The sequence below is a fragment of the Citrobacter sp. RHBSTW-00887 genome (genome assembly GCF_013728095.1).
Lineage (GTDB): Bacteria > Pseudomonadota > Gammaproteobacteria > Enterobacterales > Enterobacteriaceae > Citrobacter > Citrobacter braakii.
The window spans coordinates 1,303,308-1,317,571 of sequence record NZ_CP056267.1; the positions used below are offsets into that span (position 1 = coordinate 1,303,308).

General features: G+C 52.5%; 17 protein-coding genes. 5 read left to right on the forward strand and 12 right to left on the reverse strand.

What is annotated here, in order from left to right:
• Positions 1-136 precede the first annotated feature (136 nt).
• Complete coding sequence (locus HV314_RS06235; protein ID WP_016154147.1) at positions 137-568, reverse strand: carboxymuconolactone decarboxylase family protein; 432 nt, start codon at positions 566-568, stop codon at positions 137-139.
• A 90-nt stretch (positions 569-658) separates the two neighbouring features.
• Between HV314_RS06235 and pdxR the strand changes: the two genes are divergently transcribed.
• Positions 659-1,993, forward strand: a complete 1,335-nt coding sequence (gene pdxR / locus HV314_RS06240; RefSeq protein ID WP_046274850.1) for a MocR-like pyridoxine biosynthesis transcription factor PdxR — start codon at positions 659-661, stop codon at positions 1,991-1,993.
• A 124-nt stretch (positions 1,994-2,117) separates the two neighbouring features.
• Positions 2,118-2,468, forward strand: coding sequence for a DUF2002 family protein (locus HV314_RS06245; protein ID WP_016154145.1), 351 nt, complete (start codon positions 2,118-2,120; stop codon positions 2,466-2,468).
• 36 nt (positions 2,469-2,504) lie between these two features.
• Here HV314_RS06245 and alaE read toward each other — a convergent pair whose 3' ends face one another.
• A complete protein-coding gene (gene alaE / locus HV314_RS06250; RefSeq protein ID WP_181547585.1) occupies positions 2,505-2,954 on the reverse strand; it encodes an L-alanine exporter AlaE in 450 nt (149 codons plus the stop codon).
• Positions 2,955-3,511: 557 nt separating this feature from the next.
• On the opposite strand from alaE, the gene stpA reads away from it, so the two are divergent.
• Positions 3,512-3,913 (forward strand): DNA-binding protein StpA, encoded by a 402-nt coding sequence (stpA, locus tag HV314_RS06255; RefSeq protein WP_019077523.1) that lies wholly within the window; start codon positions 3,512-3,514, stop codon positions 3,911-3,913.
• Between the two features lie 36 nt (positions 3,914-3,949).
• On the opposite strand, the gene HV314_RS06260 is transcribed toward stpA, so the two are convergent.
• The 3 genes from HV314_RS06260 to HV314_RS06270 form a co-directional block, all read right to left on the reverse strand.
• Complete coding sequence (locus HV314_RS06260; protein WP_016154141.1) at positions 3,950-4,129, reverse strand: hypothetical protein; 180 nt, start codon at positions 4,127-4,129, stop codon at positions 3,950-3,952.
• Between the two features lie 80 nt (positions 4,130-4,209).
• Entirely contained in the window at positions 4,210-4,737 is a 528-nt protein-coding gene (locus tag HV314_RS06265; protein WP_181547587.1) for a rhodanese family protein, read from the reverse strand.
• Positions 4,738-4,746: 9 nt separating this feature from the next.
• On the reverse strand, positions 4,747-5,046 hold the full coding sequence (locus tag HV314_RS06270) for an ArsR/SmtB family transcription factor (protein ID WP_016154139.1): 300 nt from the start codon (positions 5,044-5,046) through the stop codon (positions 4,747-4,749).
• A 184-nt stretch (positions 5,047-5,230) separates the two neighbouring features.
• On the opposite strand from HV314_RS06270, the gene HV314_RS06275 reads away from it, so the two are divergent.
• Positions 5,231-5,389, forward strand: a complete 159-nt coding sequence (locus HV314_RS06275) for a YqaE/Pmp3 family membrane protein (protein ID WP_003037242.1) — start codon at positions 5,231-5,233, stop codon at positions 5,387-5,389.
• 96 nt (positions 5,390-5,485) lie between these two features.
• Positions 5,486-5,935 carry a peptidoglycan-binding protein LysM gene (gene lysM / locus HV314_RS06280; RefSeq protein ID WP_016154138.1) on the forward strand — a complete coding sequence of 150 codons (450 nt, stop codon included), beginning with the start codon at positions 5,486-5,488 and terminating at the stop codon, positions 5,933-5,935.
• A 12-nt stretch (positions 5,936-5,947) separates the two neighbouring features.
• On the opposite strand, the gene csiR is transcribed toward lysM, so the two are convergent.
• The 7 genes from csiR to HV314_RS06315 all read right to left on the reverse strand — a co-directional run bounded on the left by csiR (position 5,948) and on the right by HV314_RS06315 (position 14,234).
• Positions 5,948-6,634, reverse strand: a complete 687-nt coding sequence (gene csiR, locus HV314_RS06285; RefSeq protein ID WP_047358821.1) for a DNA-binding transcriptional regulator CsiR — start codon at positions 6,632-6,634, stop codon at positions 5,948-5,950.
• A gap of 45 nt (positions 6,635-6,679) precedes the next feature.
• Complete coding sequence (gabP, locus tag HV314_RS06290; RefSeq protein ID WP_181547589.1) at positions 6,680-8,080, reverse strand: GABA permease; 1,401 nt, start codon at positions 8,078-8,080, stop codon at positions 6,680-6,682.
• Between the two features lie 153 nt (positions 8,081-8,233).
• Entirely contained in the window at positions 8,234-9,517 is a 1,284-nt protein-coding gene (gene gabT / locus HV314_RS06295) for a 4-aminobutyrate--2-oxoglutarate transaminase (protein WP_019077521.1), read from the reverse strand.
• A gap of 25 nt (positions 9,518-9,542) precedes the next feature.
• Positions 9,543-10,991: an NADP-dependent succinate-semialdehyde dehydrogenase gene (gene gabD, locus HV314_RS06300; RefSeq protein WP_016154134.1), complete on the reverse strand. Its 1,449-nt coding sequence runs from the start codon at positions 10,989-10,991 to the stop codon at positions 9,543-9,545.
• A 23-nt stretch (positions 10,992-11,014) separates the two neighbouring features.
• Positions 11,015-12,283, reverse strand: a complete 1,269-nt coding sequence (lhgO, locus tag HV314_RS06305) for an L-2-hydroxyglutarate oxidase (protein WP_016157289.1) — start codon at positions 12,281-12,283, stop codon at positions 11,015-11,017.
• A 19-nt stretch (positions 12,284-12,302) separates the two neighbouring features.
• The gene (glaH, locus tag HV314_RS06310) at positions 12,303-13,280 is read right to left on the reverse strand and encodes a glutarate dioxygenase GlaH (protein ID WP_016154132.1); all 978 of its coding nucleotides are present in this window, start codon (positions 13,278-13,280) and stop codon (positions 12,303-12,305) included.
• A gap of 240 nt (positions 13,281-13,520) precedes the next feature.
• On the reverse strand, positions 13,521-14,234 hold the full coding sequence (locus HV314_RS06315; RefSeq protein WP_016157288.1) for an MgtC/SapB family protein: 714 nt from the start codon (positions 14,232-14,234) through the stop codon (positions 13,521-13,523).
• Positions 14,235-14,264 lie beyond the last annotated feature (30 nt).

Below are 14,264 nucleotides of genomic sequence, written 5' to 3' on the forward strand. Positions count from 1 at the left end.
TTTAAAAAGATTCAACCATACAAGATATGGTAATTTTAGATTGATGAGGGCATGGGTGATGAGCCTGACGGAGGAAGTGATAGGAACTATGGCAGGTTGCCGGATGGCGTTTATGTCGCCATCCGGCAGCGCAGAATCACATGCGCATCCCTACCGCCAGACGGTTAAAGCAGTTCATCAGGCTAATAGCAAACGTCAGATCGCTAATCTCTTTCGCGCTAAAATGGTCGAGCAGCGGCAAATAAACGTCATCTTCGGCATGGGTGCTGGCTATATGGGTGACGGATTCGGCCCACGCCAGCGCCGCACGCTCCTGCTCGCTGAAGTGATGACTCACCCGCCAGCCTGCCAGCGCGTCCAGTTTGGCCTGCGCAACACCGGATTTGCGCAGCGCCTTACTGTGCATTTCCAGGCAAAAGGCGCAGCCGTTGATTTGCGAGACTCGCAGGTAAATCAGTTCCGTCAGCGTAGGTTCCAGCGCGCAGTTTTCCAGCGCTTTGCTGGCCTGAACCAAAGCGTTATAGATTTCAGGACTGAGTTCATAATAGGGCTGGCGTAACATTGTCATGGTATTTCTCCTCGTTTGGATGACCCGCAATGTAGCACTATAATGGACTGCTATAGAGAGCCATATTGTTGCCAAAAAAGCAGACCATAAATGCCACGCTATCAGCAAATCGCCCGTCAGTTAAAAAACGCCATTGAGAAAGGTGAACTAAAGCCTGGCACAAGATTGCCCTCCAGTCGGACCTGGGCCCAGGAGCTGGGGGTATCACGTTCGACGGTGGAAAATGCCTATGCAGATCTGGTGGCGCAGGGCTGGCTCACGCGGCGCGGGCAGGCAGGAACATTTGTCAGTGAGCAACTGCGACCGGAAAACGCACCTGTGTCTCCCGCCATCTTCGCCGGAGAAAACCCCAGGCCGCAGCCTTTTCAGATGGGATTACCCGCACTCGATCTCTTCCCGCGGGACGTCTGGGCGCGGGTGATGGGGCGGCGTTTACGCACCCAAACGCGTTTTGACCTGGCCGTGGGCGATGTTTGCGGCGAACGGGTTTTACGTCAGGCGATTGTCGATTACCTGCGCGTCTCACGCAGTATTGAGTGCCAGCCGGAGCAGATTTTTATTACTTCAGGCTACGCGGCATCAATGACGTTAATCCTGCGCGCTCTGTCTCAACCCGGTGAGGGGATGTGGGTCGAAGATCCTGGCTTTCCGTTGATTCACCCCGTGGTGGCTCAGGAGCGCATTGAGCTGATGCCGGTGTCGGTTGATGCCGATGGCCTGGATGTCTGCGCTGGGATCCGTGACTACCCGCAGGCGCGTTTTGTGCTGCTCACACCCGCACACCAAAGTCCGCTGGGCGTCGCCCTGTCATTAGACCGTCGCCACCAACTGCTTGAATGGGCGACTCGGGCGCAGGCGTGGATCATTGAAGATGATTACGACAGTGAATTTCGCTACCACGGTAAACCGTTGCCGCCGCTAAAAAGTCTGGATGCGCCCCAGCGGGTGATTTATGCCGGAACGTTCAGCAAATCGATGTTTCCGGCTTTGCGCACGGCATGGCTGGTGGTACCCCTGACTCAGGTCGAACATTTTCGTCAGCAGGCGGCGCTAACGGCCTGTAGCGTTCCGGTTTTATGGCAGCAAACGCTGGCGGATTTTATGCAAGATGGCCACTTCTGGCGGCACTTAAAACGTATGCGCCAGAATTATGCCCTGCGACGTCAATGGATGGAAAACGCGCTGAGCGAACAAGGATTTAACGTCATTCCTCAGGAAGGAGGGATTCAGCTGGTGATAACTGTCGACGGAGATGATGTTGCGCTAGTGCGCAAAGCGAATCAGGCCGGGCTGGCGGTTCAGGCGTTAAGCCGCTGGCGAATAACTTCAGCAGGAAAGGGGGGAATATTGCTGTCGTTTACTAACATCAGCTCGGTGGAAATGGCGCAGCAGGCGGCGTATCAACTGCGGATGTCGCTGACATAATTCTGCGCGGTTCTTAAGATATTCGTCCCACCATCGCCACTCGTTTATGGACTTTTCTGAAAGCGTTGCTAATGCTGAATCAGGTAAGGTAAGCCCGCAGTAAAAAAGATAACGAGGAAAATATATGTATTTACGACCTGATGAGGTGGCGCGCGTACTTGAAAAAGTGGGCTTTACCGTCGATGTAGTGACGCAAAAAACGTACGGCTATCGTCGTGGCGAAAATTATGTGTACGTTAACCGTGAAGCACGTATGGGACGTACCGCATTAGTTATCCATCCCACGCTAAAAGAGCGCAGCTCTTCGCTGGCGGAACCTGCGACGGATATTAAAACCTGCGATCACTACCAGCAATTCCCGCTATATTTAGCCGGAGAGACTCACGAACATTATGGTATTCCGCACGGCTTCAGTTCGCGAATTGCGCTTGAGCGTTATCTGAGTGGGTTGTTTGGTGACGTTAGTTCAAACTAATAATGCGACTGGCAGGGCCAGTCGCGAAGAGATGTGTCAGGCTTTAGCCTGGTGATAGCTGCTGACCTTAAACAGGCGGCGGCAATAATCAAGAAAGTAGCCATAGACCGCGCCCATCAGCATTGATACCACGATGTTCGAACTTACTGCAGCCATAATCTGGTGCCAGTCTGCGCCAACCGTCAATAGAATAATCACATACACTGGTGACTGGAAGGTGACATAAGCCAGCACGTCCGCCAGATTTTTCCCCCATCCTGCTTGCGTGGCTTTACGCGCCGCGCGCATAAACAAATCGCGATACATGCCGTATGGCCACGCGATCAGTATGTTGACGGGGATAGCCACCAGTCTGGAGTACAGAGACTGTTCGAAGCTCATTCCAGAAAGGAATATTTCGATCAACATGTTCACGACAGAACAATAAACAACCATCGCGAACGTGTCTGCTACTGCATGACGCAAGCGTGACTGCGGAGAGAACATGTTAATGCTCCTTGTAAAAAGGGAAAAAAAGGTTTTGAATACCTTCTTGCTAGTGATTTGTCTTGCTGCTTTCGCGTTTGAATAGGATATCTGCCTGGATAATAACTAGCAACTAGCTTAAAATTTTTATTTATTACCTTTTTGTCGATAAAATGCTCTGCAATGGTTTGTTTTTTGTTCGTTTCGGTATTTTCGTTGCTGATTTAATTAAAGGTATTTTAGATCAATGGGTTATGGAAATTTGTTTTTCTGAATTTTTTGCGCTCCTTTTCTCAATGTTGACTAATGTGCAATATGTATACGCACCGGCTCCGCGCGATGTTGTGGCCTGTTTCTCGAGTGATACCCTGAGACTCCTTGCAGGTATATTTATAGCGACTAGCAGAGGAATAAAATATATCGCATGGTCGATATCAAAATGGATGCTATAAATAACTGGATTAGCTTTTTTGATTAGTAATATGCGAATAAATTAGACTGGAAATATAATAATCAGTTGCATACAATATTTAGGGTAATACCGTTTTTATGTTTTACGTTAAAGAGGTTTTGTTAATATGAGTTCAATGTTAAAAAACTTAAATAATATCCGCTCGCTGCGTGCAATGGCTCGTGAATTTTCCGTTGACGTGCTGGAAGATATGCTTGAAAAATTCAGGGTAGTGACCAAAGAACGCCGCGATGAAGAAGAACAACTACAGCGCCAACGTGCAGAACAGCAGGAAAAAATTAATACTTTGCTGGCGCTGATGCAGGCAGACGGGATCAATCCGGAAGAACTGCTGAGCATGACGCCTGCGACGGCACGTTCAGTTAAAAAACGTCAGCCGCGCCCGGCGAAATATCGTTTTACCGATCTCAATGGTGAAACAAAAACATGGACCGGACAGGGTCGCACACCGAAGCCAATTGCCCAGGCGCTGGCTGCCGGTAAATCTCTTGATGACTTTTTGATCTGATTATTAATGCGGTGAGGGCGACCTCACCGCTTATTTTCAGCAAACGCCAAAATCACCCTCTTCGGTATATCGCGTCACGTCAGCTGCTTTCAGCGTGAATTTTTCGCCGCTTTCATTACTGGCGTGTACCGCCACAATGTGATCGCCATTGACTTCGACAACTTTCAGTTTAGGTCCACCCATGCGTGGTTGAACCAGATCGCCAGGTTTAAACATATTGCTCTCCTTTATTTATCGCAGAACTCACCATAGATCACGTCAATCAGCGGGTACAGCGCAGTTTCAATGATTACCGCTTAATGAGTACGTCGGTTCCAGGGCATGATATCCAGCAATCGCGCCATGCCGCAAAAGCCGGTCACGCCAGCGAGTATTAGCCCGGCACCCACAAAACCGCTCAGCAGGAAGAAGGCGCTGCTAACGGTGTAGCCCAGAATGACGCCGAGTAAGGCAAGGCTGCCTGCGGCTATCTGCACCTGGCGCATCAGCGGTAACGGTTGTGAACGATCTTTTGCCACCGGAAAACCTGCGGCTTTCCAGCCGTCAATGCCTCCTTCCAACAACCAGACCTGCGCAGGCGCGGCAATAGCGTTCAGTTTTGTCGCCGCGTTTTGTGTACGTTTGCCTGACTGGCAGTGAAAAATCACCTGCCCGGCGTGTAAATTCGCAGGCAGCGATCCCTGCTCTAGCGTAGGTAATGGCGCCAGATGCGCCTCCGGAATATGCTCGTACAGATACTCGTCAGCATCGCGGATATCAATCAGTTTTGCGCCTTGTGCGACCAGCGTCTGCGCCTCGCGTGGGGAAATCGTCCCAATGGTCATGATGGCTCCTTATGGGCAATACAGTGTTTTTAATGTGGCGATCAGTGAATTCACGGCCGCATTTTTGATGGAGTACAGGATGCGCTGGGCATCGCGTTGGCTGTCTATCAGGCCCTCTTCACGCATACGCGCCAGATGCTGCGAAGTGGCGGAAGGACTCAGGCCGGTAACACGGGCTAATTCGCCCGCGCTGGTACCGGGTGAGCCGCAGAGCATGCACAAAATCAGCAACCTTTTCGGGTTACTCATCGCTTTTAGCAGGGCGGCAGCCTGCTCAGCGCTGGCCTGGAGTTGTTCAAGTTCAGTCATATGTATTTAAGCATGTTCTAAATTAAGCTTATTCTAAAATAAACAGTCAACGTACGCCAGCGTAAAGAGCGTAAAGGAGGGTAAAACAGCAGGGGAAGGCTGGCAGAGTTAGGTACACTGACTATGCTTAGAGATAAAATCTCTTTTTAAACAATGAGTAACTTTTTGCTTGTATGGAGTGTGTATGGGTTTCTGGAGAATCGTTTTTACTATTATTCTGCCCCCGCTTGGCGTGCTGCTGGGGAAGGGGTTCGGCTGGGCATTTATCCTCAATATTGTTCTGACGCTGCTGGGCTACATCCCGGGTCTGATCCACGCCTTCTGGATACAAACGCGTAACTAATTATCTTTCAACTACGGCGCTCTGGCGCCGTTTTCTTTGCGCTCCTTTCTCCTCTGCTACACTTCCTGGTGTTGATTGTTAACTACCGAGGTGGATATGGGACTCTTTAATTTTGTAAAAGATGCGGGTGAAAAACTGTGGGATGCGGTTACTGGCAACCATGACACTGCCGATCTGGCAAAAAAGGTACAGGAACACCTGAACAAAACGGGCATCCCGGATGCGGATAAAGTGAACGTCCAAATTAACGAAGGTAAAGCCACCGTTTCTGGCGATGGATTAAGTCAGGAAGCGAAAGAAAAAATCCTGATTGCGATTGGTAATATCTCTGGTATTGCCAGCGTCGACGATCAGGTAAAAACTTCTGCGCCGGCGAGTGAAAGCCAGTTTTATACCGTAAAATCAGGAGATACCCTGAGCGCTATTGCCAAACAGGTATACGGTAACGCCAACCTGTATAACCAGATATTTGAAGCGAATAAACCGATGCTGAAAAGCCCGGATAAAATTTATCCAGGGCAGGTTTTGCGTATTCCAGAACAATAAGAATGTTCAGGCTTATTGCGTCAGCAATTTGCCGGACATCGCTTGTTGAATAATCGGAATAGGCGTCAGCAGGTGCTGGCGCATTAATTCGCTGGCACGTGCGGCATCGCGTGCCAGAATTGCTTCGGTCAGCGTTTGGTGCTGATCGTGTTTATCTTCCAACATCTCCACCGACAGCACCGTCTTTCGCAGCCAGATAAACCGGTAGCGCGCCGCCAAATCGAATAGCCGTTCGCGCATTTGCAGCAGATACTGTGAACCGCAGCCAGCGACAATTGCCGAGTGAAAAGCCTGATGGCGCTGATCCCACTCGTCGAGCATCTGTTCACTGGCGTCAACGGCTTCAAGCTTGCCGAGCATATGCGCCCGCGCCAGAATTTCAGCTTCCCAGGCGTCGCCGCCGCGTTCAATGGCCAGCGCGACCAGCATGGCTTCCATATTGGCGCGGGCATCGAAAATATCGAGCAACTCCTGTTCGGACATTGGGGCGACACGATACCCTTTCTGATTGACCACCGTGACCAGCCGCTCGGCAACCAACTGCGAAAGCGCTTCGCGTAACGGTCCCACGCCAAGCTCATAGCGTGAGGTCAGCAGGCTCATACGCAGTTTTTCATCAGGCTGATACACACCGCGGATGATGTCGTTTTTCAGCCAGCGGTATCCATCAATGGCCGTCGGTTGGGGAATGGCGGTCATGGTCTTACTCCTGAACGGTTTTCCCGGCCTGCGCCGGGAAAAGGTTTAATGCGTATTTTGCAACGGTGCTTTTTGCCACGATAGCAGTTTTTTCCAGCGTGACATAATAGGCACGGTGCAAATAATTCCTATGGCTAACAACCCGGTAGAGATAACTTCCAGTTGTTGAGCCGGGCGAAAGAGCATCACCACCAGCACAAAGATAATAAAGGCGATTACCAGCCAGGTAAGCCACGGATAGAGCCACATTTTCAGTCTAATTTCACCGCCTCGCGCCAGCAGGATTTTGCGCATCCGCAGTTGGGAAATTGCAATCACCAGATAAACCAGCAGGGCGATGGCGCCAGAGCTGTCGATCAGGAATTTGAACACCTTGGCCGGGGCGTAATAGTTGACCACCACGGTGAGGAACGCGGCACCCGTAGACAGCAACACCGCCACATAAGGCGTTTTACTCCGGTTCGTTTTACCCATAAAGGCGGGAGCATCGCCACGACGGCTCAGGGAGTAAAGCATACGCGAGGACGTATACAGCGCGGAGTTCAGACAACTGGTTACCGACAGCAATATGACACAGTCCATGATCAGCTTCGCGTGTGGGATATGCAGTAATTCCAGCACCGAGCGGTAAGAGCCCACCTCTTTCAGTCCCGGCATGTTCCACGGAATCAGCGCGACGACCACGAAAATAGAGCACAGATAGAAGATGGAGATACGCCAGATAACCGAGTTGGTGGCGCGGACGATGTGCTTATCCGGGGTGTCGGACTCGGCGGCGGCGATAGTAACAATCTCTGCGCCCATAAAGGAGAACATGGTGATTAGCATCGCGCTGATCACCGCGCCAAAGCCGTTGGGCATGAAGCCGCCCTGATCCCACAGACGCGAAACTCCGCTGACCTCGGCATAGGGATAGAAACCGCTAATCGCCACCGCGCCGAGAGTGATAAACGCCAGAATGGCAATCACTTTGCACAGCGCCAGCCAGAACTCGAACTCACCGTAATTTTTGACGCTCAGCAAATTACTGCCGGTTAATGCCAACGTGATAACCAGAGAAAACAGCCAGATAGGAATGCCTGGAACCCAGGAGTGCAGAATGATGGCGGCAATATTCGCTTCCAGCGGGATAACCAACACCCAGAACCACCAGTACAGCCAGCCGATGGTATAACCCGCCCACGGGCCAATGGCCTTATCGGCGTAGGTGGAAAAGGAACCGGTATCCGGGGTGGCAACGGCCATTTCGGCCAGCATGCGCATAATCATCACCACCAGCAATCCGGCGAACAGATAGGCCAGTAATACTGCGGGACCGGCTTCTGCAATCGCCACGCTTGAACCCACAAACAAACTTGCGCCGATAACCCCGGCAATAGACAGCATGGTGACGTGGCGTGATTTCAGCCCGCCCCCTAAATCATGTGATTGTGACACTTGCCCCATCTTTTAAACCTCTCGAAAGTATTTCACTTGGGAGAGCACCCCGGCATTCCCGCGCCGGGGCACGCGTATTTATTGTTATTGACCCTGTCTGCCGGATGGCGGCTCCGCCTTATCCGGCCTGAGGATTGCGTTTTTTATTGGTCGAATGCGGTGTTAACCCTGCTTCGCTTCGGCAAAACACTGAGCGATAATGTCCAGCCCCTGGCGGATTTGGGCATCTTCAATGGTCAGTGGGACAAGAATGCGCAGTACGTTGTAGTAAGGTCCGCAGGAGAGCAGGATCAGCCCTTTATCGCGCGCACGCGCGACGATTTCCGCAGTCAGTTTGGCGTCTGGTTTCGTGTGATCGCCGTCTTCAAACAGTTCGATTGCGATCATCGCTCCCAGCCCGCGTACATCGCCAATCTCGCGGTGGCTTTCCGCGATAGCCAGCAGGCCTTCGCGCAGGGTTTGCCCCAGGTCGTTGGCTTTTTGCAGCAGATTTTCCTGTTCGAAAATATTCAGTACCGCCAGTGCGGCGGCGCAGGCAATCGGGTTACCGGCATAGGTACCGCCCAGACCGCCCGGTGGGATAGCGTCCATGACTTCGGCGCGCCCGGTCACTCCCGCCAGCGGGAAGCCACCGGCAATAGATTTGGCGAAGGTGGTGAGATCGGGCGCAACGCCCATCTGCTCCATAGCGAACAGCGTACCGGTACGGCCTGCGCCGCTCTGTACTTCATCGGCAATCAGCATGATGCCGTGCTCGTCACAAATGGCGCGCAGACGTTGCATAAAAGCAGGAGAGGCGGCGTAAAAACCACCTTCGCCCTGGACGGGCTCAATCACGATGGCGGCAACATCTTCCGGAGCGGCATCATTTTTGAAGATACGGTGAATGCTGGCGATAGCATCGTCTTCACTGATGCCGTGCAGCGGGCAAGGATAAAGCGCACGATACACGTGGCCCGGCATCAGTCCCATTCCTGCAGAGTACGGATTTACTTTCCCGGTCAGCGACAGGGTGTAGTGGGTTCGACCGTGGTAAGCGCCGCTGAAGGCGATAGTGCCGGTTCGTTTGGTGGCGGCGCGGGCTATTTTCACCGCGTTTTCCACCGCTTCCGAGCCGGTTGTCACCAGCAGGGTTTTTTTGGCGAAATCGCCCGGCACTTTCTTATTCATGATTTCGCACAGCTCCAGGTACGGCTCATAGGCCAGCACCTGGAAACAGGTATGGGACAGCTTTTTCAACTGTGCTTCTACCGCAGAGACGATCTGCGGGTGCAGGTGGCCGGTGTTCAGCACCGCAATACCGCCAGCAAAATCGAGGAATTCACGGCCTTCAACGTCCCAGACTCGACAGTTTTCTGCACGCTCGGCAAAAATAGGGTGGATTTGTCCTACGCCACGGGGAACGGCGTTGCTGCGACGTTGCATAAGTTCTTTGTTGGTGCTCATCAGGTGTTCTCCAGTATTTATTTTATTAAAGGCCGATGCACATATATTTGATTTCTAAGTAGTCTTCGATGCCGTATTTCGATCCTTCACGGCCAAGACCGGAGGCTTTGATTCCCCCAAACGGGGCGACTTCGTTGGAGATAATGCCGGTGTTAATCCCGACAATGCCGTATTCCAGCGCTTCGCCAACGCGAAAGACGCGGCTCAAATCACGGGCGTAGAAATAGGCGGCCAGACCAAACTCAGTGTCATTAGCCTGAGCGATGACGTCAGCCTCGTCCTTAAACCGGAACAGCGGAGCCAGCGGGCCGAACGTCTCTTCTTTGGCGACCTTCGCGTTGTCAGGCACATCCACCAAAATGGTGGGCTGGAAGAAGTTGCCGCCGAGTGCGTGAGGTTTGCCACCCGCGATAATGCGCGCGCCTTTATCCAGAGCATCGGCGATGTGTTCCTGCACTTTGGCTACCGCTTTCTCGTCGATCAGCGGTCCGGTGGTGACGTCAGGTTGCAGACCATCACCGAGGTGCAGTTTGCTCACTGCCTGCTGGAGTTTTTCGGCAAAACGGTCATACACGCCGTCCTGCACGTACAGGCGGTTGGCGCAGACACAGGTTTGGCCTGCGTTACGGAACTTCGATGCCAGTGCGCCTTCCACGGCTTTATCAAGATCGGCATCGTCAAAGACGATAAACGGCGCATTGCCGCCCAGCTCCAGCGACACTTTTTTGATGTCTTTGGCGCACTGCTGCATTAACTGACGGCCAATTTCGGTTGAGCCGGTAAATGACAGCTTGCGTACCAGCGGGTTGCCGGTCAGCTCGTTGCCGACCGCGCTCGCTGAACCGGTCACCACACTGAAAACGCCTGCCGGGATCCCGGCGCGATTGGCAAGCTCTGCCAGCGCCAGTGCGGAGTAGGGGGTCTGGCTGGCCGGTTTAAGCACCATTGTGCAACCAGCCGCCAGCGCCGGACCAGCTTTGCGGGTAATCATCGCCGCGGGGAAGTTCCACGGCGTAATCGCGGCGGTAACGCCGATCGGCTGTTTGATGACGATTAGGCGTTTGTCGGCCTGGTGGCCGGGGATCGTATCGCCATAGATACGTTTGCCCTCTTCGGCAAACCACTCAATAAAGGAAGCGGCATAGGTGATTTCACCTTTGGCTTCTGCCAGCGGTTTACCCTGTTCCAGGGTCATCAGACGGGCGAGATCGTCCTGATGCTCAATCATCAGGTTGAACCAGCGGCGCAGGATGTTGGCCCGCTCTTTGGCGGTCAGCGCACGCCAGGCGGGCAGAGCGCGGTTAGCGGCGTTAATCGCTTCGCGGGTTTCATCCGCCCCCATTTTCGGTACGCTACCTAATTGCTGACCGTTGGCGGGGTTGGTCACCGCGATGGTCTCGCCGCTGTTGGCGTCACGCCAGTTGCCGTCGATCAGTGCCTGCTGGCGAAATAAGGTTGGATCGTTAAGTTGCATAATTGCGTCCTGTCTAAATCGTTTTAACGGGTGAATGCGGCGTGTAATGTTTCCACGCTACGTGCCGCACGTAGCGTGCGTCCGGGATTACTCTGGTTCTCCAGCAGCGCATGAACTTTGCTGACAATATGCGCGCCGATAGGGATCGCCGATGTTGCTGCCGGAGAAGGCGCGTTACAGGTGTGAATTGAGCGTGGCGTGGTGACAAACAGGAAATCGTCGATTAGCTTGCCGTCCGGTGATACAGCCTGTGCCCGCACGCCAGCAGGCCAGGGCTGCAGATCCTTGAGCGTGAGACTCGGGCAGTACTTTTGTACCAGCCGCAGATAACCGCTTTTGCACAGCGAATTCTTCATTTCGCCAAGTCCTGAGCGCAGGTTGTTTTGCAGCACGCGACGAATGCCGGAAGAGCTGAGGATCTCCAGCGTATCGCTGAGCGAGAAGTCGCGTTTACGGTAGCCTTCACGTTTAAATGCCAGTACCGCGTTGGGGCCCACGGTGACGCTGCCGTCAATCATCCGGGTCAGATGAACGCCGAGAAACGGCATCGCCGGGTCGGGGATGGGGTAGATCAGATGGTTGACTATCTGGTTATGTTCTGACGCCAGACGGAAATATTCGCCACGGAACGGACAGATGATAAAGCCGGGTTCAACGCCGAGCATTTTCACTAGTCGGTCCGCCATCAGGCCAGAGCAGCTAATCAGCGTCGCTCCCTCAAATTCCTGACCCTGACGGGTATGTACGACAACGCCCGCAGCGTGCTCTTTTAGCGCGCTGACCTCAGCGTTGTAGATAATCTCACCGCCTTTGGCCTGAAATATCTTCGCCATCGCGGCGGTGACTTCGCGGTAGCTGACGATCCCGCTCGACGGAACAAAAATACCGCCCAGCCCGGTGATGTTGGGTTCACGCTCGCGAAGCTCCTGCGCATTCAGCCATTCGCGCTCAAGGCCGTTAGCGGCGGTGCGATCCCACAGCGCGCGCATGCGCTCCATTTCCAGTTCGGAGGTGGCAACCAGCATTTTTCCGCAGACGTCGTAGCGGATGCCGTTTTGGTCGCAAAAGGCTTTTGTGGCGCGATTTCCGGCCAGGCAAAACTGCGCTTTCAGGCTACCAGGGGTGTAATAGACCCCAGCATGAATTACGCCGCTGTTGTGGCCCGTCTGGTGACAGGCCGGGCCGGACTCTTTTTCCAGCAGCGCGATTCTGGCGTCCGGATAGACATCAATCAGCTGCATGGCGGTCGACATGCCGATAATGCCGCCGCCAATAATCACAAAATCATACATCCGCTTTATTCCTTCGCGCTTACTGATGGGTCTGGTAGTGGTTTGTCGCATAAGCGAAATAACCACGCTGGCGCATCAGTTCGCGGCGCAGGTCAGGATGTGAAGTGAAGCGATCGCGACCGTGCAACCAGAACAGGTTGTTGATTAGCAGGAATTTACCGACTGAAACCGGAACGGAAATAATGGCCTTGCTGGTTTCCAACGCATCGGACAAATCGCTCAGCCAGACGCCTTCTTCATAATCTTTAGGCTGGACGAACTGGTCGATGTAGCGCATCACCGGGCGGCCCTGCTGGTCAACGTCAAACACCGGATGGAACACTTCCTGGCTGACGTTTTTGCTTGGCGGTGCGGCAAAGCGCATGGCGCGACGCGCCAGCGGGTGGGTAAAGTACTGATCCAGATGTTCCCAGTCGTCGAGGTGCAGCAGCAGCGAGTTACCGCCGGTCATGTTCTGCTCGTCAATCTTCATCATCAGCACATAGTCGGTGATTTCTTCGAGGTAGGTTCCGTCGTTATGCAGCTCCATTACACGGTGCGGCTGGCGCAGATAGCTGTCTGAGTTATCAACGTTTTTCACCACAAAACGGGCATAGTATTGACCGCTCATCGCGTCAAAATTGGAGCGCCCGATAAGATGCGCTACCGCCGTCGCCAGCTTGACCATCTCTTCAGCCTGTGCGACATCATCCACGCCAACGGCGTTGATCAGCAGTGCGCCTTCGGCACGATCGAGCAACGTTTTCAGCAGCAAAGGCTGCAACTGATTACCGCACAGGTCGTCGAGGATCTTGCCCACTTTGAAGCGCAGGAAGGATTTGTATTCCAGTGCCTGCACCGGCCACTGCGCTACGGCTTTCAGAAATTGCTCAGTGGTCTCAGCGGAAAAAGTCAGCTCCAGCAGGCGTGGGGACTGGGCTGATGGTTTCAATGTGAAACCGCTGTAGTGCTGGGCTGGATCATCAGCGTTCGGTTTTACGGCAGTCAGTGCGTTCATCAAATCGTTCCTCTCAGTAGATTGTCAGGGAGATATGGCGCAGCTCGTTTCGTAGCCATAAATTAAAAATATCTACATTTTTGAAAAACGCGCACAGAATGAGCTTGTTTGTTTATTATTTGTGATCAAAAACAACAATTATTTAACATTATAAAAAGTAAGTATTTAGAGGCTGGATGGAAGCTGAGTGGCTATTTCAGGGGCGAACCCCCCTGATTTTAAAGAAGAATATAAGGTGTATTAATGTTCAAGTGCGATGGCGCAGACGTGTTCAACATGAGTCAGATCGTGGTATAAGTCGGGCAAGGTCATCTTTTTACGTATTACGATTTTGAGATTAACCTCAATTTTGCCCTTCTTGATATCCCTGATCGTGATGTTTTCAATAATGTTTTTCTGTTGATGAATGCGGGTTATCAGATTTTCGAGAGCGTCGCGTTGATCAAGAATGACCCGCACTTTTACTTTTCCGGGAAACTGGTTTCTGGTCTGTAAGAAAATAATGAATGGGCTTAGTTTGATGGCGAGTAAAAATAAAGCCGTGGCAAAAAAAGCATGAAAATAAAAACCGGCTCCACAGGTGATTCCCACCCCTGCAGATGCCCAGACAATTGCTGCAGTAGTAAGACCAGAGATAGCATCGTCATGTCGGTGCAAAATGACTCCCGCACCGAGAAAACCAACGCCGCTGATAATCTGGGCCGCCAGGCGCATAGGATCGCTACGGATATTCATCGAAATTTCAGCATAGTATTCAGCAGATTGTATTGATACGACAGTTAACACACAGCTGGCTACGGATAAAATAACGCAGGTTTTGAAGCCGACCGGTTTCCCTTTCGATTCCCTTTCCAGGCCAATAATGCCACCCAGAATAAATGCAATGCTGATTTTGATGATCGTAGTTAAAGGCAACAATCCTTGCTCATTGATGATGGCGGCCAGATTATTCATGCAATTACCTTAATGAGAGAGTCTTTAACG